Annotated in this window: 21 protein-coding genes and 2 pseudogenes; 10 read left to right on the top strand and 13 right to left on the bottom strand. The window is 63.3% G+C overall.

The genetic code is table 11. The features are described from left to right. Positions 1-133: 133 nt before the first annotated feature. Positions 134-1,102: a rhizopine catabolism ABC transporter substrate-binding protein gene (locus tag NKH80_RS26290; RefSeq protein ID WP_023675817.1), complete on the bottom strand. Its 969-nt coding sequence runs from the start codon at positions 1,100-1,102 to the stop codon at positions 134-136. A gap of 67 nt (positions 1,103-1,169) precedes the next feature. Continuing rightward, positions 1,170-2,144, bottom strand: a complete 975-nt coding sequence (locus NKH80_RS26285) for a polysaccharide deacetylase family protein (protein ID WP_352823415.1) — start codon at positions 2,142-2,144, stop codon at positions 1,170-1,172. A gap of 362 nt (positions 2,145-2,506) precedes the next feature. Here NKH80_RS26285 and NKH80_RS26280 point away from each other — a divergent pair, with 362 nt between their 5' ends. Both NKH80_RS26280 and NKH80_RS26275 read left to right on the top strand, forming a co-directional pair. Beyond that, the gene (locus NKH80_RS26280; protein ID WP_352823418.1) at positions 2,507-3,751 is read left to right on the top strand and encodes a DegT/DnrJ/EryC1/StrS family aminotransferase; all 1,245 of its coding nucleotides are present in this window, start codon (positions 2,507-2,509) and stop codon (positions 3,749-3,751) included. A 169-nt stretch (positions 3,752-3,920) separates the two neighbouring features. Then, positions 3,921-4,364: an SRPBCC family protein gene (locus tag NKH80_RS26275; RefSeq protein WP_352823421.1), complete on the top strand. Its 444-nt coding sequence runs from the start codon at positions 3,921-3,923 to the stop codon at positions 4,362-4,364. A gap of 31 nt (positions 4,365-4,395) precedes the next feature. Here NKH80_RS26275 and NKH80_RS26270 read toward each other — a convergent pair whose 3' ends face one another. The 6 genes from NKH80_RS26270 to NKH80_RS26245 all read right to left on the bottom strand — a co-directional run bounded on the left by NKH80_RS26270 (position 4,396) and on the right by NKH80_RS26245 (position 8,151). Next, positions 4,396-4,761 (bottom strand): GFA family protein, encoded by a 366-nt coding sequence (locus NKH80_RS26270; protein ID WP_352705136.1) that lies wholly within the window; start codon positions 4,759-4,761, stop codon positions 4,396-4,398. Between the two features lie 193 nt (positions 4,762-4,954). Beyond that, positions 4,955-6,421 carry a rhizopine catabolism transcriptional regulator MocR gene (gene mocR / locus NKH80_RS26265; protein WP_352687506.1) on the bottom strand — a complete coding sequence of 489 codons (1,467 nt, stop codon included), beginning with the start codon at positions 6,419-6,421 and terminating at the stop codon, positions 4,955-4,957. A 4-nt stretch (positions 6,422-6,425) separates the two neighbouring features. Further along, positions 6,426-6,632 (bottom strand): LacI family DNA-binding transcriptional regulator, encoded by a 207-nt coding sequence (locus NKH80_RS26260; protein ID WP_352687507.1) that lies wholly within the window; start codon positions 6,630-6,632, stop codon positions 6,426-6,428. A gap of 44 nt (positions 6,633-6,676) precedes the next feature. Then, positions 6,677-6,802, bottom strand: a complete 126-nt coding sequence (locus NKH80_RS26255) for a hypothetical protein (protein ID WP_352687509.1) — start codon at positions 6,800-6,802, stop codon at positions 6,677-6,679. 30 nt (positions 6,803-6,832) lie between these two features. Further along, positions 6,833-7,744, bottom strand: coding sequence for a myo-inosose-2 dehydratase (gene iolE, locus NKH80_RS26250; protein ID WP_352687511.1), 912 nt, complete (start codon positions 7,742-7,744; stop codon positions 6,833-6,835). Between the two features lie 119 nt (positions 7,745-7,863). After that, the gene (locus NKH80_RS26245; RefSeq protein WP_352473504.1) at positions 7,864-8,151 is read right to left on the bottom strand and encodes a DUF3175 domain-containing protein; all 288 of its coding nucleotides are present in this window, start codon (positions 8,149-8,151) and stop codon (positions 7,864-7,866) included. A gap of 174 nt (positions 8,152-8,325) precedes the next feature. Between NKH80_RS26245 and NKH80_RS26240 the strand changes: the two genes are divergently transcribed. The 7 genes from NKH80_RS26240 to NKH80_RS26210 all read left to right on the top strand — a co-directional run bounded on the left by NKH80_RS26240 (position 8,326) and on the right by NKH80_RS26210 (position 16,316). Next, positions 8,326-9,558: an MFS transporter gene (locus tag NKH80_RS26240; RefSeq protein WP_352882438.1), complete on the top strand. Its 1,233-nt coding sequence runs from the start codon at positions 8,326-8,328 to the stop codon at positions 9,556-9,558. Between the two features lie 171 nt (positions 9,559-9,729). Then, positions 9,730-10,758 (top strand): HTH-type transcriptional regulator GntR, encoded by a 1,029-nt coding sequence (gntR, locus tag NKH80_RS26235; RefSeq protein ID WP_352882435.1) that lies wholly within the window; start codon positions 9,730-9,732, stop codon positions 10,756-10,758. Positions 10,759-11,054: 296 nt separating this feature from the next. After that, complete coding sequence (locus NKH80_RS26230; protein ID WP_352740678.1) at positions 11,055-12,179, top strand: sugar ABC transporter substrate-binding protein; 1,125 nt, start codon at positions 11,055-11,057, stop codon at positions 12,177-12,179. An 84-nt stretch (positions 12,180-12,263) separates the two neighbouring features. Continuing rightward, complete coding sequence (locus tag NKH80_RS26225) at positions 12,264-13,805, top strand: sugar ABC transporter ATP-binding protein (RefSeq protein ID WP_352994505.1); 1,542 nt, start codon at positions 12,264-12,266, stop codon at positions 13,803-13,805. Beyond that, complete coding sequence (locus tag NKH80_RS26220) at positions 13,802-14,782, top strand: ABC transporter permease (RefSeq protein WP_352994502.1); 981 nt, start codon at positions 13,802-13,804, stop codon at positions 14,780-14,782. Before NKH80_RS26225 ends, NKH80_RS26220 begins: the two co-directional genes overlap by 4 nt. Further along, positions 14,779-15,765, top strand: a complete 987-nt coding sequence (locus tag NKH80_RS26215; protein WP_352705124.1) for an ABC transporter permease — start codon at positions 14,779-14,781, stop codon at positions 15,763-15,765. Before NKH80_RS26220 ends, NKH80_RS26215 begins: the two co-directional genes overlap by 4 nt. A 5-nt stretch (positions 15,766-15,770) precedes the next feature. Next, complete coding sequence (locus tag NKH80_RS26210; protein ID WP_352705122.1) at positions 15,771-16,316, top strand: gluconokinase; 546 nt, start codon at positions 15,771-15,773, stop codon at positions 16,314-16,316. Here the strand turns inward: NKH80_RS26210 and NKH80_RS26205 are convergent. Both NKH80_RS26205 and NKH80_RS26200 read right to left on the bottom strand, forming a co-directional pair. Then, positions 16,313-16,762, bottom strand: coding sequence for an RrF2 family transcriptional regulator (locus tag NKH80_RS26205; protein ID WP_006202816.1), 450 nt, complete (start codon positions 16,760-16,762; stop codon positions 16,313-16,315). The two genes, NKH80_RS26210 and NKH80_RS26205, sit on opposite strands and share 4 nt — an antisense overlap. A gap of 247 nt (positions 16,763-17,009) precedes the next feature. Beyond that, on the bottom strand, positions 17,010-17,996 hold the full coding sequence (locus NKH80_RS26200) for a sulfate ABC transporter substrate-binding protein (protein WP_352994497.1): 987 nt from the start codon (positions 17,994-17,996) through the stop codon (positions 17,010-17,012). 180 nt (positions 17,997-18,176) lie between these two features. Here NKH80_RS26200 and NKH80_RS26195 point away from each other — a divergent pair. Further along, positions 18,177-18,446: pseudogene (locus NKH80_RS26195) on the top strand (PIN domain-containing protein); the annotation flags it as partial. Between the two features lie 14 nt (positions 18,447-18,460). Here the strand turns inward: NKH80_RS26195 and NKH80_RS26190 are convergent. The 3 genes and pseudogenes from NKH80_RS26190 to NKH80_RS26180 form a co-directional block, all read right to left on the bottom strand. Continuing rightward, positions 18,461-19,501, bottom strand: a complete 1,041-nt coding sequence (locus tag NKH80_RS26190) for a sulfate/molybdate ABC transporter ATP-binding protein (protein ID WP_352505537.1) — start codon at positions 19,499-19,501, stop codon at positions 18,461-18,463. A 131-nt stretch (positions 19,502-19,632) separates the two neighbouring features. After that, on the bottom strand, positions 19,633-20,517 hold the full coding sequence (cysW, locus tag NKH80_RS26185) for a sulfate ABC transporter permease subunit CysW (RefSeq protein ID WP_254819066.1): 885 nt from the start codon (positions 20,515-20,517) through the stop codon (positions 19,633-19,635). Further along, a pseudogene (locus NKH80_RS26180) lies at positions 20,510-20,745 on the bottom strand (molybdate ABC transporter permease subunit); the annotation flags it as partial. The pseudogene NKH80_RS26180 and the gene cysW, both read right to left, overlap by 8 nt.

Genomic DNA, 20,745 nt, shown 5'->3' with positions numbered 1-20,745 from the left:
CAATCGCTCAAATCGCAATCTTCGAAGGAACGGGAGAGCGCTTGGCGCATTCTCCCGTTCCGTCGGAGCGCTGGCCTAAATTTTGATGCATGTCGTTACCGCAAAACCGCTGCACACTTTTGCGCGACATGCATTAGCGGATGCCTTCTTTGGCGAGCGCCAGGATCGCCTTGGCTTTTTCCGGCGAGTCTATGAACAGCGGTCCGGTATAGGCGTTGTTCTGCGGCCAAAAGCCGTGCGTCGCTTGCTCGACCAGATAGATCACCGGCAGATAGCCCATCAGATATTGCTGGGCGTCCATGCCGAAGCCCATTTCGCCGGCCACGACCGAATCGAGGACCTCCGGGCTGATGTCGAATGTGTAGAGCTTGAGCTTGCCGAACAGTTCCTTGTCGCGAAACATCGGGATCAGCGGGTTGGCGGCGGTGGCGCCGAGCGCAAAGACGGCCTGCGTGTCGGGATGCGCGGACAGATAGGCTTCCGTGCGGCGCTGGATGTCTGCGGGATCGGGCGCCACGGCCAGAACCTCGGTGCCGCCGCCGGAGGGCTTCAGCCCGTCATTGAGGCCCTGGCAGCGCTGGTCGAGGCTGACATTGCCGACCTCGTGGTTGATACAGACGACCTTGAGCGTGCCTTCCTTGGCCAGCCGCTCGCCGGCCTTCTTGCCGGAATCATATTCGGAAACGGTGCCGACATAGAGCGTCGTGCCGAGCTCGGCGCCTTCCTTTTCGCCGGAATCCAGAACCACCATGGGAATATTAGCGGCAAGCCCGGATTTGACCGATTTGCCGAGCGCATTGGCGTCGGCGATGGAGACGGCGATACCGTCCGGCTTGGTGGCGATAGCGGCGTCGAGAAGCCGGGCCTGCTCGACCACGTCGAAGACCTGCGGCGCGTAATATTCGACCTTGGCACCGGTAAGGGCGGCCGCGTCATCGACGCCGCGCTTGACCACCGACCAATAGGGATCGGATGCCGACCCATGCACTACGAAGGTGATGCGGACGTCCTTCGGATCCTTGAGGCCCGCGGCATGCGCGATACCCGTCATCAGGCCCGCCGAAACGAAGGCGCCCAATGCCACTTTCAGAAGCGTTTTCATCTTATTCTCCCATTTGTCGTTGCAGTTCCAATCCCTCTGGCTCCGTTTTCCGGCCCCCACGATCGGCTCACGTTGCGGATCGGGTGGCCGCTTTGCGGGCCTTTGCCGACGCCGATCGCTGTTCGCCCACGGTGTTGCCGCGGGCTGTTGTTGATGATCGCCCGGCCGAGAGCGCTGCGCGAAGCTCCTCGCGCAACGGCTTCATGCCGATGACATCGATCGGCTGTGCGGCGAGCCAGTCGCGAAAGCCCTGGTCGCGGAACAGCTCGTACTCTTCGGTGCGAATATAGGCGGAGCGCGGCTCGATCAGCTCGAGTTCACCGGGCGCGTTGCAATGCAGGCAAAAGAAGGTCAGGCCCTCGCGCACACCCTCGATGAGCGCTTTGTAAGCGGGCTCGATCGACCTGGAACGCGGCCGGCCCCAGGTTGTCTGGATCGCGGCGTCGAAAATGGCAAAGCCGCCGGCGCGGGCCAGCGCCACGCCGCGCTGGAACGCCTCCTCGGTAACGCCGACCAGATTGTCGTTGGGGGAATAGGCGGACAGCGTCTTGGTCAGCAGCACCGGCAGCTGATATTCGAGCCCGAGCTTGATGTAGATGTTGCAGAATTCCGGCGACAATGCCGCTCCCATATGCGCGTCGAGGTGGGTGACGTCGATGCCGGCGCGATAGGCGGTGTCGATCTGGGCGCGAAGCTCGGCCTCGACCGCCTGCGGCACCGCCTTGCGGCGCGTGGTCGCCACATCGGGCCAGAAGAAGCCGAACTCGTCGGTCAAGCCGGCCGCCCGCGACGGCGCGGTCAACGGCCGCCATTTGTAGTGCTGCTTCTCGCTGTTCAGCGTCAGGTGGACGCCAAGGTCGAGGGCAGGGTTGGCGGCGGCGCTTTCGGCCATTTCGAGGAACCACGGGCACGGCACCATCACCGCGCCGGAACTGCAGACACCCAGCCCGCTCAATTCGAGGAAGGCGCTGTTGGCGCCGTGGCACATGCCGACATCGTCCTCGTGGAGCACGATCCGTTTGCTGGAGCCGGCGGCGTTCACGAACGGCCGCCTTTCCGCCGGCACGCCGGTTTCGAGGGTCTTCCAAAGTGTGTCCCGTATTTCATGGAACCAACCGTTTGCCCAACTGGCCGGAATGGAACGCCGAAACCTGCCTTTCCGACAGGGCCACTTTGGCGAATTCGGATGGGTACGATTTGTCTGCCGGCTGAGACACTTAGCTGCCGATTTCCCCAATCACGGTTCAAAACCAGTCATAGGAACCGTCTTCCGGGCGCAGATGGCTTGGTCGAATAGCGGCGGAGTGGTTCTTTCAAACCGTGCCGACAAGCCTACAGCTGTCCACACCATCAAGCGACCACATTATCAAGTGACCCACACTATCAAGTGACTGGAGGCCTGTCATGTACACCGCCGGCGAAGAGGAAATCGAAGCCATTGCCAGGGTGATCCGCTCGGGCGCGCTGTTTCGTTACGGCAGGGACAGCGAATGCGACCGTTTCGAGGCCCGCTATGCGCAGCATCTTGGCGTCGAGCATTTCGCGCTGGCCGCCAGCGGCACCTATGGGCTCGCGGCCGGCCTGATCGGCCTAGGCATCGGCCCGGGGGACGAAGTGCTGGTGCCGGCGCACACCTATATGGCGACGGCGACCGCGGTGCTTTCGGTCGGCGCCATTCCAGTCATCGTCGACATCGACGAGAGCCTGACCATCGATCCCATCGCCCTGCGGGACGCCATCGGGCCGCGCACCAGGGCGGTCATCCCGGTGCATATGTGGGGCGCGGCCTGCAACATGAATGCGATCATGGACATTGCTGCCAAGCGCGGTCTGCTGGTGCTGGAGGATGTCTGCCAAGGCATCGGCGGCGGCTATGAGGGCCGCAAGCTCGGCTCGATCGGCCATGCCGGCGCCTATTCCTTCAACTACTTCAAGAACATGACCTCGGGCGAGGGCGGCGGCATCGCCACCAGCGACCCGAAAGTGGCGGAACGGGCGCGCTGCGCAATCGACCCTTGCCATTTCTACTGGCAGGGCAGAAGCGACAGCATCAAACCCTTCGCCGGCATCGGCGCGCGTGCTTCCGAACTGATGGGGGCGATGCTCAACGTCCAACTCGACCGGCTGGACGGCATCATCGAGGCGATGCGAGCCGAGAAGAAGACGGTGCTGGCCGGTACCCGCCACCTTAGCAATCTTGGGCTGACGACGTCGCCGATGAACAGCGCGGACGACGATTGTGCCGCACAGGTGATGTACCTGCTGCCGAGCGAGCAGGCGGCGCAGACTTTTTCGAAAACCATTCCGAGCGTCATCGCCGGCAAGACCGGCCGTCACAATTTTACTCAGTGGGACCAGGTGCTGATGCATGAAGGCGCGCATCATCCGGCGCTCAATCCTTACGCACTGCCCGAGAACCAAGGCCTGCGGCTGGATTATTCCGACGACCTCGGCAAGCGCTCGCTCGACATCCTCAACCGCACCGTGATGGTCGCCATGAACCCGGCGCACAGCGATACCGACATTCAGGACATGATCCACAACATCGACGCGGCGGCGCGGGTGGCGCTGGAGAATGCTTCGCTCGATGATATCGAATTGCGCAAGGCGGCACCGGTTGACCTGCAGAAGTTCGACAGTGTGAACTAGACCAGTTCCGGCGCGGTTTGCTCCCCTGCGGTCGAGTTCCTTGTCCGGTGGCCGGCCGAGGATTCCGGCCGGCATAACCAGCCGCCAAAAAATCCGCAGGCCCGTGTCGGATAGGCCGGGCTCCGCTCGTCCTAGGGGGCATCGATCACCAACACGGAGGATTAACGATATGCCCGGCACCGTACGGCTGCACCGCGTTCTGACAACCAGCCCGGAGAAAGTCTACCGCGCGTTCCTCGAAGCGGATGCACTTGCGAAATGGCTTCCGCCGAACGGCTTCACCTGCACGGTTCATCACTTCGAGGCGAAAGTCCGCGGTACGTTCAAAATGTCGTTCCGCAACTTCACCACCGGCGACAGCCACTCGTTCGGCGGCGAATATGTCGAGCTCGTGCCCAATGAGCAACTGCGCTACACCGACCGGTTCGACGACCCCAACCTGGCCGGCGAGATCGAGGTGACCGTGACATTGAAGAAAGTGTCGGTCGGCACCGAAGTGAATATCACGCAGGCAGGTATTCCAGACGCCATCCCGGTTGAGGCCTGCTATCTCGGCTGGCAGGAGTCGCTGCGAAATCTGGCGAAGCTCGTTGAACCCGAGATCAACCAGTAAGATAAAGCGCTGCCCTGGCGGGTCGGCGTCGCTAACCGGAAACCCAGGGATGACGCCGTTCTTCCCACCCAACATGTGCCGGGGCCGGAAAGGCGGGATCGGCGAAGCAGCCGACCGCGACGGCGATCCATTCAGGCTTTCGCTCGGGCTCCCAGAAGACGCTCGAGCCGCAGCCCGGGCAGAAATGGAAAGTGACGTGGTGGCCGCTCCCAGCTGACCGCCTGTAGGTCCTGGCGTCGCCTCCGGCTTCTACCTTGTCGCGCGCAAAGAAGGCGGCGACGCCGTATGTGCTGCCGGTCCGTTTCTGGCAGTCGAGGCAGTGGCACTGTGCGACCAGCTGTGGCTCTCCGTTACAGGAGATCCTCAGTTGCCCGCAGGCACAGGATGCGGTTCTCATGGCAATCCTCATGGTTCAGATGAATGCGTTGCCCGCCTATACCGGCGGTGGGCATGCTTCTGGTTTTCGGGGAGGTTCGGCCTTGGGAAGCGCGCTTTGCGCGGACGCCGAAAAACAAGGACCGGCGTCCCATATTCCTAATCACTGCGGACGACCGATTCAACCCCGCGGTGAACGAGATGGAGAGCCGGCTCTAGCTTCTATCCAATCTTAGGAACGCGGCGCGCAGCGCCAGCACGGCGCGCAGGATCTGGCGTTCGTCCATCGCCGCATAGCCGAGCAGCAGCCCGTGCTCGGGTTCAGTGGAATGATAGTTGATCGAGATGCCCTGGACATCGAGCCCCTCCTTGACGGCGGCGGCGACCACGTCGCTGTCCTTATAGGGCTTGACGAAGCTCGCCAGCAGCTGCATGCCGGAATCGTTTTCCGTGACGGTCAGCCATTCGGCCAGATGCTCCTGGCACAGCTTGACGAAGTTCACCTGCCGGCGCGCATAGAGCCGGCGCATGCGCTTGAGGTGCGTGGCGAAATAGCCCTGCCTGATGAAGTCGTTGACCGTTGCCTGCAGGATCAGCGGCGCGAACTGGCCGGTGATGCTCACCGCCCGGTCGAACGGAACCGACAATTCGCGCGGCACGATCAGATAGCCGATGCGCAGCGCCGGAATCAGCGTCTTGCCGAAGCTGCCGATATAGACGACGCGGTCGGCATGGTCGAGCCCGCGCAGCGCCGGCACCGGCCGGCCGCGGAACCGGTATTCGCCGTCATAGTCATCCTCGACGATCCAGGCGCCGTTGCGTTCGGCGATGTCGAGCAGTTGCAGCCGCTCCTCGATGCGCATGATGGTGCCGAACGGCCATTGGCAGGATGGCGTCACATAGATTAGCCGCGGCGGCGGCAGCTCCGGATCAGCAAGATGCCAGCCGCGCCGGTCGACCTTCAACGGTGCCAGCTTGGCGCCGCTGGCGAGAAAGGCGCTTTTGGCGCCGAGATAGCCGGGCTCTTCCATCCAGACATGGTCGCCTTCGTCCATCAGCACGCGCGAGACCAGATCGAGCGCTGCCTGCGCACCGGTGACGATGATCACCTGGTCGGCGGTGCAACTGATGCCGCGCGACAGGCCGATGGTCGAGGCAATGGCCTGGCGCAGGCCGGGGTGACCGGCAAAGGAGAGATAACCAAGCAGACTATCGTCGCGGCTGCGTGCATTGCGCACCAGAAGGCTTGACCAGATGGTGAACGGAAACGATGCCGTTTCAGGCACGCCGGGATGGAAATTGATGACACCGGCATTGCGTGGCGGTTGCGGGCCGTTGACGATGGTCTGGCCACGCCGCGACAGCTTTTGCGGCACCGCCAGTCCGGCGCGCAGGGAAGCCATTGGGCGGTTCTGCTGGATCGGCGCCACCCAGGTGCCCGATCCGGCACGCGCCTCGATAAAACCTTCGGCAAGGAGCTGGTCATAGGCGGCGATGACGGTGTTGCGCCCGACCTTCAGATCTTCGGCCAGCGAGCGCGTCGACGGCAGCAGAGTGTTCTGCGGGATCTGGCCGTCAAGGATGAAGCGTCGCAAGGCGCCGTAGATCTGCCGATGCATCGGTTCTTCCGAGGCGCGGTCGACCGACATGATGTCGAGGGAGAGGCGCATGTGGTCGGGCAAGGCACTATCCCCCGACGAACCGGGCGGCGCGGGCGATCTTTTCCTCGTTGAGCCGGCAGACGGTGTCGAGCACCAGCCGCCTGGTTTCGGGACGGATCTCGCGGCTGTTCTTCAGCGCGCGATGCACGGTGGCGGCGCCAAGTTCCGCCTTCTCGGCAATCTCGCGGATGGTGCAAAGCCGTTCTATGCCAAGCGCAGCTTCGAAAGCCATGTCGCTCCTCCTCGGTTGCATCAAGGCACGGCTTCCGGCCGGCCTCAAGCTTGAAAGTCGTGGCTTGAAATCCAGAGCCGGGTTTCTGCGATCCGCACCGCGTAGGGAGCAAGGCGGCGCGGATCGCCGGGCGCTTTCGCGTCGCTAACCCCATCGAGGCGCGCGCCCATTATGTTCCTCCGGCTCGCAATGCGGGCCGGTCAGTTTACCTGCCGCGTCGCCACTTCGAAGCCGGCCTCGCGGGCGGTGGCGAGCAGCGAGAAATGGCCTTTGCTGGCATAGGTCAGCGGATGCGCCTTGGCCGGATCCTGCTCGGCTTCGACAACGAGCCAGCCTTCATAGCCGCGCGCGGCGAGGGGTTTCAGCAATGACAGGAAATCGACCGAGCCGTCGCCGGGCACGGTAAAAATGCCGTCCATTACCGCCGCCATGAAGCTCATGTCCTCGCGGCGTGCCCGTTCCAGCACCGCCCTGCGAACGTCCTTGCAATGGAAATGCACGATACGGTCGAGATGCCGTTGCAGCAGCGATTGCGGGTCGCCGCCCGAAAACAGGCAGTGGCCGGTATCGAACAACAGGCCGACGCTTCGGCCCGTCGCCGCCATCAGCCTGTCGACTTCATCGTCCGTCTCGACGATGGTGCCCATGTGGTGGTGGAAGGCCATGCCGACCCCGAATGCGGCCATGCGGTCGCCGAGGGCGGTCAGTTTCTCGCCATAGGACGGCCAGTCGCCGTCGGCGAGGCGCGGACGCTCGGAGATCGGTGCGAAAATGCCGTCATGGCGACCGCGCGAGGTGTCGGCGTAGACGACGATCCTGGCGCCAAGGTCGCGCAACAGCTGAAGATGTGGGGTGATCGCCGCGAATTCCTCGTCGACCGTGCGGTCGAGAATGCGGCCATCATACCAGCCGGAGACGAGTTCCAGGCCATAGGAAGACAGGAGCGGCCCAAGCACTTCGGCCTGGCGCGGAAATTTGCCGCCGAGTTCGGTGCCGCGGTAGCCGGCCAGCGCGGTTTCCGACAGGCAGGTGTCCAAGGACGTATCCCCGCCAAGCGCCGGAACGTCGTCATTGCTCCAGGTGATGGGATTGATGCCGATCTTGACCGTCATGACGCCAGGCTTTTGCGGGCTTGGGAATACAAGCCGAGCCTGCAAACTGGCGACAAAGAGGCCCTGTCACTAGGTCCAGTTCAGCCGAATCTGGCAGAACCAATTAATGGTGACCGATTCTAGTCTTCCTTTGGGCGGCCAAAAAGGGCGCGCAGTTCGTCCTTTGCGTCCTCCAGCACTTTCTTCTGCGCCGCCGGCAGGTTCTTGCCGGCGCGGTTGATGTAGAAATTCAGCATCGACATGGCGGATTGAAACGGCCCTGCCTTGCGCCGGTCGCTGTGCTCGGCCGAGCGCTTCAACGAGGCGGCGATCTTCTTGGGATCGTGGGATTCGAAGATGTGTTCCTCGAGGTCCAGCGCGTCGCTATGCCCGGTGACGTCGGCGGACCATTTCCGTTGCGCGGTCATGGCAAACTCCTTCACTAGGTCGTTGCCGGGAAAACGCCTTATGGCGCACCCCTGTTCCACTTCGGCCCGAATCCCTGGAGCCACGGATTTGCCTGTCGTGGCGCTGCTCGGCGACGCGAATGCGCCGATAGTGGTCTGAACCGCCGATTCAAGAACTGCGGACAGGAAACGCTCTTGACCCCAATCGTCTCAAGCCAGGCAGAAAGTTCCGGCATCGACAGTGCCTATGCCTGGATACGGCTGGGCATCTCGATGCTGCTGGCAACGATCGGCGGGGTCGGCATGTGGGCTGTGGTCGTGGTGCTGCCCGCCGTGCAGGCAGAATTCGGCGTCGGTCGCGCCGCTGCCTCGATGCCCTACACGGCGACGATGGTAGGCTTTGCCGCCGGCAATGTGCTGGTCGGCCGCGCCATCGACCGCATGGGGTATTGGGTGCCGGCGCTGATTGCCGCGATTACACTTGGCGCCGGTTTCCTGCTGGCGTCGCTGACCAGTTCGATCCTGCAGTTCACCCTCGTCCAGGGCGTGTTGATCGGCGTCGGCTCGTCGGCAATCTTCGGGCCGCTGATTGCCGACATCTCGCACTGGTTCAACCGGCGCCGCGGCGTTGCGGTGACTGCTGCCGCGTCCGGCAACTATCTCGCCGGAGCGATCTGGCCGACGGCGATGCCCTATGTCATGCAGGCGCAAGGCTGGCGCTTCACCTATGCCGCGATCGGCGCCGTCTGCCTGGTTACCATGGTGCCGCTGATCCTGCTGCTCCGGCGCGGCGCACCGCCCCAGGCGGCTCCGGGATCGCCGGGGAGCCGCGTGGTGCAGCCGATCTCACTGTCGCCGGCGGCCTTGCAGGCATTGCTCATCGTCGCCGGGCTCGGCTGCTGCGTGGCGATGTCGATGCCGCAAGTCCATATCGTCGCCTATTGCATGGACCTCGGCTACGGCGTGGCACATGGCGCCGATATGCTGTCGATCATGCTGGCGGCGGGCGTCGTCAGCCGGCTAGGCTCGGGCTTCCTTGCCGATCGCATCGGTGGCGTGAAAACCCTGCTGATCGGCTCGGTGCTGCAATGCCTGTCGCTGTTGTTCTATATCCCGTTCGACGGGCTTGCCTCGCTCTATGTCGTCTCGCTGGTCTTCGGCCTGTCGCAGGGCGGCATCGTGCCCTGTTATGCGATCATCGTGCGCGAATATATGCCAGCCAAAGAGGCTGGCCAGCGCGTCGGCATCGTCATGATGGCGACCATTTTCGGCATGGCGATCGGCGGCTGGATGTCGGGCTGGATCTACGATTTGACCGGTTCCTATGCCGCCGCGTTCCTCAACGGCATTGCCTGGAACCTGCTGAACATTTTGGCCATGGCGCTGCTGCTGTGGAAGGCCCGGCGCAGCGCTGCTGTGACGGCCTGAAGCACAGCGGTACGGGTACAGCCTCTCCGTCCGTCGCTTGACAATAGCCGAAGGCTGCGCGACGCCAGACAGGTGTGGCAACGGGCCAGGTTGGCAGGCAGCAGTGGCAAAGACGCTGAACATCGTCTCACGGTCGCATCTGGGCGGTTGCCCGGCCTCGGGACCAATGCGGTGATCAAGCCGCGCTCGCGCCGCGGCGGCGGCCGCCCGACCATCGCCGACGTCGCGCGCAAGGCCGGGGTCGGCGCCATTACCGTATCGCGCGCCTTGCGTGAGCCGGGGCGTGTCTCGGAAGATCTGCGCCGCCAGATCGAGTCCGCCGTGAATGAGCTCGGCTATGTGCCCGACCCGAATGCGCGGGCGCTGGCTTCGGCGCGCGCCGAGGTCTTTGGCGTTCTGGTGCCGTCGCTTACCAACAACGTCTTTGCCGAAGTGGTTCGCGGCATCTACGACAGCCTGTCGGACGGCCCTTTCCGGATCCAGCTTGGCAACACTCACTATTCCGGCCTCGAGGAAGAGCGGCTGCTGCAGGTGTTTGGCCCGCAACGCCCGGCGGCGCTGATCGTGGCCGGCATCGACCAGACGCCGGCATCGCGAAAATTGCTGGAAACGGCAGGCTGTCCGGTGGTGCAGGTGATGGAGACCGGGCCCGATCCGGTCGACATGATGGTCGGTTTCTCACATTTCGAGGGCGGCAAGGCGGCAGCCGAACATCTGATCGAGGCAGGCTATCGGCGGATTGGCTTCATCGGGGCGCGCATGGATCCGCGTTCGCAGCGGCGCTTGGCCGGCTATCGCGCGGCGATGGAGGCGGCCGGCCTGTTCGATGCGCGGCTAACCACCACCACGCCGGTGCCCTCCAGCGTCACCGTCGGCCGAGAATTGTTCCGCGACGCGCTGGCCAAGGTGCCGAGCCTCGACGGCGTGTTCTGCAACAATGACGACATAGCCCTCGGGGTGCTGTTCGAATGCCATCGGGCTTCGATCGCCGTGCCGAAGACGATCGGCATCGTCGGCTTCAACGATCTCGACATGATGGAAGTGGCGTTTCCGTCGGTCACCAGCGTTCGGACCTATCGTTACGAGATCGGCCGGCGGGCTGTCGCCATGGCGCTTGCGGCGATCGAGGGCAACAGGCCGGAGTCGCGCGTTGTCGATCTCGGCTTCGAACTCAAGCGACGTGAGAGCACGGCGCGCTGAACCGAGCTTCAACGCAATGGCGCTTTACACTACGTCATGGTAGCGCTACCAGTTACCGCCGGTTGGTACATCGCTCAGAAGATGGGAGGCTGTTTATTATACATAAGCGACAGCTCATGCTTGTTTATTATGTATAATATGATAGTTTTTGCGGGACTAGCCGGGCAACAAAGGAGGGGATCGGGTCGGCATTCGGCCACCTGAACGCACAGCGGATACGGCGGGAGGTGCCGGACCGGAAAAGCGCAATTTCATCGACGTAAGAACAAACAAAACTGCAAATGGGAGGAATATCGATGATCAAGTCACTCGTTGGCGGTATCGTTGCCGCCACTGCTTTTGTCATGCTGAGCTCGTCGGCGATCGCCGAGCCTGAAATCGTCAAGGGGCCATCGGCCGAGCCTGACTGCTTCGCGCCCTGGTCGGCCGATACGCAGTTCTTCAAGTTCCCCAAGAAAGACGGCCCGTACCGCATCGCTCTGGCCAACGGCTATATCGCCAACACGTGGCGCATCCAGATGGTGCAGACGGCAAAAGCCTATGCAGCGCAGCCGGAGGTCGCGGCCAAGCTCAAGGAATTCAAGGTGGTCTCGACCGGCGAAGACGTGCCGGCCCAGATTTCGGCAATCAATAATTTCATCGATTCCGGCTATGATGCGATCGTCGTCAACGCCCAGAACCCGACCGCATTCGGCCCTGTCATCAAGCGGGCCAAGGAAGCCGGCGTGGTGCTGGTCGCTTTCGACAACATCCTCGACACCAAGGATGCCATCAACGTCAATGTGGACCAGAAGGGCCTTGGCGAATTGTGGGGCAATTGGCTGGTCAAGCACGTGCCGAACGGCGGCAAGGTGCTGGAAGTGCGTGGCGTAGCCGGCACATCCGTCGATACCGACCGCCATAACGGCATCCACGAGGTTCTCGACGCCTCCGGCAAGAAATGGGATGTCACCGAGGTCGTCGGCAAGTGGGATGACGGCGTTGCGCAAAAGGCTACGGCCGATGCCATTGCCACCAACGGCCCCTTCGACGGCATTACCGGACAGGGCGGCGATACCGGCATCGTGCAGGCGATGATCGATGCCAAGCATCCGTTCGTGCCGTTCGGCGGCGAGACGGAGAACGGCTTCCGCAAATTCTGCGCCAAGTTCGCCGCTGATGGCCTGAAATGCTCGTCGGCCGGCACCGGCCCGGCTCAGGTGGCGGTTGCCATCAAGACGGCGATTGCAGCACTTGAAGGGCAGGTCGTGCCGCAAGCGATCAAGCTGCCGCTGGCGATCGTCGAGGATCCGAACTTCAAGGAAGGCCAGGACTACTTCCCCGACCAGTCCGACAATTTCTTCGTCGGCAATTCCTTCCCGACCTGCGGCATCAATTTCACGGCGCAGGAAATCATGGGCCAGAGCAAGGAAAACCAGTAAACTCCGAGAGCCCGGGGGCCGCGGAGCTCGCCCCGCCCCCCCCGGCACTCGACATCCTGATTGCCAAGCGCCTGGGGAGGGCCGATGGACGGTGCGGTTCCGCTCTTCCGCATGGAAGGCATATCCAAGCGCTATGGCGGCGTGCGCGCGCTGGAGAAGGCCGAACTGTCGGTCACTCCAGGCAGCATCCACGCCATCCTCGGCGAGAACGGCGCCGGCAAATCGACGCTGATCAAGGTCATGGCGGGGGTCGTCGCGCCCGACGAGGGCCGCATGATGCTGGACGGGAACGAAGTGAGCTTCGCTTCGCCGGCCGCTGCCAACCAGGCCGGCATCGTCTGCATCTTCCAGGAACTGTCGCTCGTCCCCGAACTCAGCGTCGCCGACAACATCGTCATTTCCGATCCGCCGAAGCGTTTCGGCATGATCGACCGTAAGGCGCAGCGCCGCGTTGCCGAAGAAGCCCTGGCTCGCGCCGGCGCGTCCGATATCCATCCGCTGGCGCTGGTCAAGGATCTTCCTCTTTCAAGAAGGCAGATGGTCGAGATCGCCAAGGCACTGGCGCGCAAGCCGCGCATCCTGATCCTCGACGAGGCGACCTCGGCGCTGACCGCGGCCGACGTCGCCAGGGTTTTCGCCGTGTTGAAGCGGCTGCGTTCGGAAGGGCTGGCGCTGCTCTACATCTCGCACCGTATGAACGAGATCGCCGAGCTGGCCGACCAGTGCACGGTGTTCCGCAATGGCCGCAATGTCGCCAGCTACGCGGCCGGCACCAAGAGCGACAACGAGGTCGTCGAACTGATGATCGGGCGCGAATACAGCCACATCTTTCCGCCCAAACCCGTGCGGGCGGCTGCCGCAGCCACGCCGGTTCTAGAGGCGCGCAGCCTGTCCTGGACGGATCGGCTGCACGATGTCTCGCTATCGGTCGGGGCGGGCGAGGTGGTCGGGCTCGGCGGCCTCGACGGCCAGGGCCAGCGCGAATTGCTGCTCGCCTTCTTCGGTGTGCTGCGTGGCCTGTCGGGCCAGATCCTGATCGACGGCAGGCCGGTGGCGATCGCCAGTCCGGCCGCGGCGCGTGACGACCGGATCGGCATGGCGCTGATCCCGGAGGATCGCAAGACGGAAGGGTTGATGCTGCCGATGACGGTGCGCGAAAATCTCTCCTTCGCCGCCCTCGACCGGCTGTCCAGGGCCGGCATCATCGATCGCGCCGCCGAGCAGCGGCTGATCGACGACATGGTCGGTCTCCTGGCGATCAAGACGGCCGGCCTCGATATTCCGGTCGGCGCGCTATCCGGCGGCAACCAGCAGAAGGTCGTCATCGCCAAATGGCTGATGCGGCAGCCGCGCATCATCCTGCTCAACGACCCGACGCGCGGCATCGATGTCGGCACCAAGCAGGAGCTGTACCAGTTGATGCGCAAGCTTGCCGATCAGGGTGCGGCGATCCTGTTCTATTCGACCGACTATGACGAGCTGATCGGCTGCTGCGACCGAGTGTTGGTGCTCTATGACGGCGCGGTCAAGCGCGAACTGGTCGGCGCCGAAGTCACCGAGAGGGCGCTGATTGCCAGCGCGCTCAACATTCACGAAGAGATGCCAAGGCAAGGAGCGAACGCGTGAAGGATTGGCGCTATTGGCTCGCCGAACAGCGCGGAACGCTGCTGGCGTTCGGCATCTTCGTTGTCATGTTCATCATTTACACCTCGAACCATCCGGCGGGCTTCACCGCCAATGTCGTGCAGACGGCGTCGAACAAGGGCGTGCTGCTCGCCTTCGTTGCGATGGCGCAGACGCTGGTGGTGATCACCGCCGGCATCGACCTCTCCGTCGGCATGATCTTCACCCTGACCAATTGCCTGGCCTCGTGGCTGGTCGTCGGCACCGGCCTCGAGACCGCCTTCGGCGTCATCGCCGTGCTCGGCACCGGGCTGCTGTGCGGGGCAATCAACGGCGCCATCGTCATCTATGGACGCCTGCAGCCGATCGTCGCCACCATTGCCACCGGTGCGGTCTATTTCGGCATCGCCCTGCTGCTTCGGCCGTTTCCGGGCGGCTCGGTCAATGAAGGGCTCGCCGATGCACTGACCGGGCGCCTGTTTGGTATTGTGCCGGCGAGCCTGGTGACGCTGCTGGCGGTCGTGCTCGTTGTCTGGGTGCCGTTCAGCCAGTCGGTGCTCGGCCGCGCCGCTTATGCGGCCGGCTCCTCGGAGATGGCGGCCTACATGTCCGGCGTGCCGATCCGGCGTGGAAAGTTCGCCGCCTATGCGCTTGCCGGTCTGCTTGCCGCGATCGGCGGGCTGTTCCTGACGTTCTTCACCTATACCGGTGATGCGGCCTATGCCAGCGGCAACGCCTATACGCTGTTTTCGATTGCCGCGGTCGTGCTTGGCGGCGTGTCGCTGTTCGGCGGCAAGGGCAGCGCCATCGGCGCGATCTTCGGCGCGCTTGCCTTCCGCACCATCGGCGACCTGCTGTTCGTCTTCGATTTCGATCCGCTCTGGCAGCCCCTGTTCCAGGGCGTCATTCTGCTGATCGCGGTCAGCCTCGGCGCGTTCGCCCTGTTTCGGGTCCGCAACCGGCTGGAGTGGTTCCTGTGAGCGAAACGACTGTGAGTGGTCTCGCCGGCCGCATGCCGAAATTCCTCCGCCGCGCCGACCCGGCGGTGCTGACGGCGTTCGCCTGTATCGTGCTGCTGCTGTTCCTCGGCAGCCTCTATTCGCGCAGCTTCCTGTCGCCTGAATACCTTTTGCAGCAGCTCAAGGTGGCGTCGTTTCTCGGCGTCATCGCGACCGGCATGATGCTGGTCATCCTGCTCGGCCAGATCGACCTGTCGGTGCCCTGGTCGGTGGCGGCCGGCGCCATGATGGCCTGCGCCGCGGCCGCATACGGTACCGTCGGCGTGGCGCTTGCCATTCCGTTCGGCATCTTCTGCGGTGTTCTGATCGGCATCGTCAACGGCATCGGCGTCGCCTATCTGCGCATTCCCTCGATGATCATCACGCTTGCCACCAACGCCGTCGCGCAGGGGCTGATGGTGGTCTACACGGGCGGTTTCTCGCCGCAGGATTCGGCGACCGGTGCGATGCGCTATCTGGCGACCGGCTTTGCCGTTCCTGCCGTGCCTAACGCAGTTCTCATATGGGCGCTGATCGGCGCCGCAATGGTGTTCGTGCTGAGCCGCACCGGCTTCGGCCGCACCGTTTACGGCATCGGCAATCGCGAGCGTGCCGCCTATCTTTCCGGCATCGATACAAGGCGCGTGGTGATGATCGCCTTTGCGGTTTCGGGCGGGCTCTCCGCCTTCGGCGGCGTGCTGTTGGCCGGCTATGCCTCCAAGGCGGCACAGTCGATGGGCGATGCCTATCTGCTGCCGTCGATCGCCGCGGTGGTGCTCGGCGGCACCTCGATCCTCGGCGGGCGCGGCTCCTATCTCGGCACCGTCGCCGGGGTAATCCTGATCACCCTCTTGCAGTCCATTCTCTCTGTCATGCAGATGCCGGAGGCGGGACGGCAGATCATCTACGGCGTCGTCATCGTCGCCATGCTGCTGCTCTATGGCCGCGCGCCGGCAAGCCGCTGACCTGCATGACCGGTAAAGACGTGGCATATAAGCCGGCGAGCACTGTTCGAACGATACCCGTCATCGTGGTGATGGGCGTTGCCGGCTGCGGCAAGTCGGTTGTCGGCGAAGCGCTTGCAGCGGCATTGGGCGCCGTCTTTATCGAAGGCGACAGGCTGCATCCGCCCGAAAACGTCGCGCGCATGGCGAGCGGGCAGCCGCTTACCGACGCGCTGCGCGAGGGCTGGCTCGACGCGATCGGCCAGCGGATGGCCGCGTCGGTCGCAAGCGGGCAAGGTGTGGTCGCCGCCTGCTCGGCGCTGAAGCGCAGTTATCGTGATCGCCTGCGCGGCTTTTGCCCGGATATCGTTTTCGTTTACCTGGAGATCGACCCGGCAACGGCAAAACAGCGCGTCGGCAATCGCAAGGGTCATTTCATGCCGGCAAGCCTGGTCGACAGCCAGTTCACCACGCTCGAGGCGCCAGCGGCGGACGAGGCGGCGATAACCTTGGATGGCACGCGTCCGGTCGCCGACACCGTCGCGACTGCCTTGAGCCTGCTCGCGCGCTAGATTTGCGACGTCAGTTCGACTGGGAAATCGTCATTGTCGGCGTCGCGCATGGCCGCGAGGCTGCGGTTGTCCAGCACCTCGGCGATCGCCTGCCGGACCTCCAGCATCATGTGCCGAACCTGGCAGGTCGCCTCGTCGCAATCCTCGCAGCGCTGGTATTGCGTGCGACTGGCGCAGGGGATCGGCGCCAGCGGCCCGTCGAGGACACGCACGACATGGCCGATCTTGATCTCGGAAGCCGGCCGGGCAAGGCGGTAACCGCCTTCCTTGCCCTTGCGGCTCTGGACGAAGCCGGCGTTACGCAACTCGCCCAGGATGGCATCCAGGAATTTCTTGGGGATGTTATTGGCGACCGCAATGTCGTTGACGAATGCGAGCTGGCCGACCGGCAGGCCCGACAGATGCACGAGGGCCTTGAGGCCGTATTTGCCTTTTTTGGTAAGCATGCCCCGAGTCAACCCATGAAGCCCCAACCACCCGCGTCTGGCGGCTGTTTGTGTGCAAATCATGACGGTTTGATCACGCGAAGCCGTTCGCGAAAACAAGCCGTCCGTTCTCACGGTAGGCACAAACGCGTTGATTCTTTGTAACGTTTTGGACGGAATGCGCCCGGAAAGTGCCAGAGATCACCGTTCGCGGCGCGAAAGCAAAGAAGCCGGCAAAGCCGGCTTCTGTCAAAGTTGGAAGATCGCCTCAGCGGCTGTCATAAGTCTGGTCGAGCAGGCCGCCCGCTGCAAAGTGCTCGGCCTGGACCTTGGCCCAGCCGCCGAAGACGTCCTCCACCGTCAGGAGGCGGACGTCGGGAAACTCAGCCTTGTATTTGGCGGCGACCGCCGCGTCCCGGGCCCGCAGGCCGTTGCGGGCGGCGATGTCCTGGCCCTCCGGCGTATAGAGGAAGTCGAGATAGGTCTTGGCGAGATCGCGCGTGCCATGCTCGTCTGCAACGGTGTCGACGATCGCCACCGGAAATTCCGCCAACAGGCTGACCGAAGGCGTCACCTGCTCGAACTTGTCCTCGCCATACTCCTTGCGGACGCCGCGCGTTTCCGACTCGAAGGTGATGAGTACGTCGCCGATTTCGCGCTGCACGAACGTGGTGGTCGCGGCGCGCCCGCCGCTGTCGAACACCGGCACGTTCTTGAACAGCTTTGTCACAAACTCCTTCACCTTGGCATCATCGCGCTTGAAGGCTTCCTTGGCGTAGGCGGTGGCCGCAAGATAGGTGTAGCGCGCATTGCCGGAGGTTTTCGGATTGGGGAAGATCACCTGGACGTCGTCGCGGACGAGATCGTTCCAATCCTTGATGTGCTTCGGATTGCCGGCGCGCACCAGGAAGGACGGCAGCGAATAGAAAGGCGAGGCGTTGTCGGGAAAGTCCTTCTGCCAGTCGGCGGAGATGAGGCCCTTCTTGACCAGGAAGTCGATGTCGATGACCTGGTTGAAGGTGACGACGTCGGCGCCGAGGCCTTCGGCGATGGCACGCGCCTGCGCCGACGTTCCGGCATGCGACTGATCGATGGTCACACCGGGGTGCCCGGCGACGAACGCTTTGTTGACCTGCGCAAACAGTTCGCGGCCGACATCGTAAGAGGCGTTCAGCAATCTGTCGGCCGACCAGGCTTGGGAGGATGCGAGGACCAGGCCGGCCAATGTGGCGACGCCAAGCAAAAATCGCTTCATGAAAACAGGCTCCAATGCCATGAGCTTAATGCCGGACCATAGCGGCAAGGCATCGTGCGCGACGAGGCACGCAGAGCGGCCGCTCCACGTTGTCGATAGAAGAAATATTCCCGCTGTGGGCGATTTCTAGTTTTTTCTTTCAAGCAGAGTCTCAGGACAGCTTGGCAGCGGCGCCGATGCCGTCGGCGTTGCGTCAAGAAAAGATCAGCCAAGTTGCACAAGAAGGTCGAGGAATTGCTGGCTGAGATTCCCGTCTTGCCGCTCGATGTGCCGGTGGATGCCGAGTACGGCGCGATTCGCGCAGAACTGGAAGGCAGGGGCCAGACCATCGGCCAAAATGACCTTTTTATTGCTGCCCACGCCCGTGCGCTTGGAACTACCCTGGTGACCGCCAACACCGGGGAGTTCAACCGGATCAAAGGCCTGAAGGTCGAGAACTGGCTGGTGTAGCGCCTGATAGAGGATCAAGCAGCCGGAAAAAGCTTCCAGCGCCGCGGCCTAAAAGCCACTCGACTTTTCTGCGCCGCCGGATGATCGACGGGCAATTCGATCTCGACCCGCTGACGTTCGCCGCCGATTTCGAGCTCGACCCGCCTGGTGCCGGCGACGCGGCGGCTGGCGGCGACCGTGCCGGCGATGCAGCCGTTGCATTCTTCCACCAGATCGACGTCGTGCGGGCGAAAGAACAGCGTCGCTTCGCCTTGCGGTGCGTGCGGCGCGGAAAGCCCGATCGGCCGGTCGGCGATCCAGACCTGGCCGTCCTCGACCTTGACCGGAATCGAACTCGATTCGCCGATGAAGCCGTAGACGAAGGGCGAGTTCGGAGTGTCGTAGATTTCGTCGGCGGTGCCGACCTGCTCGATGCGGCCCTGGCTCATCACTACGACGCGGTCGGCAAGCTCCAGCGCCTCTTCCTGGTCATGGGTGACGAAGACCGTGGTGTGGCCGGTGGCGTCGTGGATCTCGCGCAGCCAGCGGCGCAGTTCGCGGCGCACCTGCGCATCGAGCGCGCCGAACGGCTCGTCGAGCAAGAGCACGGCCGGTTCGATCGCCATGGCGCGGGCCAGCGCCACGCGCTGGCGCTGGCCGCCCGAAAGCTGTGCCGGATAGCGTTTTTCCAGACCGGAAAGCTGAACGAGGTTGAGGAGTTCCGAGGCGCGGCGGCGGATTTCCTTCGCCGACGGGCGTGACGGCCCGTGCCGGACCTTGAGTCCGAAGCCGATATTGTCGGCGACCGTCATATGGCGAAACAGCGCGTAGTGCTGGAAGACGAAGCCGACATTGCGCTCCTGAATCGACTTTTGAGAGGCATCCTCTTCGCCGAAGAAGATCTTTCCGCGGGTCGGCCGCTCCAAGCCGGCAATCAGCCTGAGCAGCGTCGTCTTGCCGGAACCGGAAGGTCCCAGCAGGGCGATCAGTTCTCCCGACTTGATGTCGAGCGAAACGTCGCGGAGGGCCGGAAACCGCTCAAACTCCTTGCGCACGTTGGCAACGCGAACTTCCATGCAAATCCCTTTTGTAGTTGATGCATGCCGTTATCCCAAAACAGGTTCCCACTTTTGGGCGACATCAAATCTTTGTTTTATGCATGTCGTTGTCCAAAAACCGCTACACACTTTTGGGCGACATGCATTTGTCAGTGTCCGCGCGTCGCGGCGATCTCGGCGCCGTAGCGCATCTCGAGAAGTGTTTTCAAGACCAGCGTGACGAGCGCCAGGCCGGCAAGCAGCGAAGCGACGGCAAAGGCGGCGGCGGCATTGTACTCGTTATAAAGGATTTCGACATGCAGCGGCATGGTGTTGGTCAGCCCGCGTATGTGGCCGGACACCACCGAAACCGCGCCGAACTCACCCATGGCGCGGGCATTGCACAGCAACACGCCGTAGAGCAATCCCCACTTGACGTTGGGCAACGTCACGTACCAGAACGCCTGCCAGCCATTGGCCCCGAGCGACAGGGCAGCCTCCTCGTCGCCATTGCCCTGTTCCTGCATCAGCGGGATCAATTCTCGGGCGACGAAGGGGAAGGTGACGAAGATCGTGGCCAGCACGATGCCCGGCACCGCAAACAGGATGACGATGCCATGCGCCTTGAGCCAGGCGCCGAGCAGGCCTTGCGCGCCGAACAAGAGCACGTAGACAAGCCCCGAAATGACCGGCGAGACGGAAAAGGGCAGGTCGATCAGCGTGGTCAGGAACGCCTTGCCCTTGAATTCGAACTTGGCGATGGCCCAGGCGGCGGAAATGCCGAAGACGATGTTGAGCGGCACCGAGATCGCCGCGACCAGAAGCGTCAGGCGGATCGCCGAGCGCGTATCCGGTTCGCCTAGCGCCTGTGTGTAGGCCTCGATGCCCTTGGCGAAAGCTTCCTTGAAGACGATGATCAGCGGCAAGAGCAGGAAGATGGCAAGGAACGCAAACGTTACGGCCATCAGCACGGTTCTCGCCGTGCGGCTTTCGGTCACCGCCGGCGACTGGCTTTCATGGTGCGGCGCGTAGGATTTGATCTCCGGGTCAGCCATAGCGCTTGCGGCTCCAGGTCTGCACCAGGTTGATGACCAGCAGCATGACGAAGGACAGTGCCAGCATGATCGCCGCGATCGCGGTCGCCGCCGCGTAATTATATTCCTCCAGCCGGATGACGATCAGAAGCGGTGCGATTTCAGATTTATAGGGCAGATTGCCGGCGATGAAGATGACGGAACCGTACTCGCCGACGCCGCGCGCGAAGGCCAGCGCGAAACCGGTGA

This window comes from Mesorhizobium sp. M0904 (assembly GCF_040319475.1).
Taxonomy (GTDB): Bacteria; Pseudomonadota; Alphaproteobacteria; order Rhizobiales; family Rhizobiaceae; genus Mesorhizobium.
Note: the sequence above shows the minus strand (reverse complement) of the source record. Positions and strands in the feature narration are given on the sequence as shown.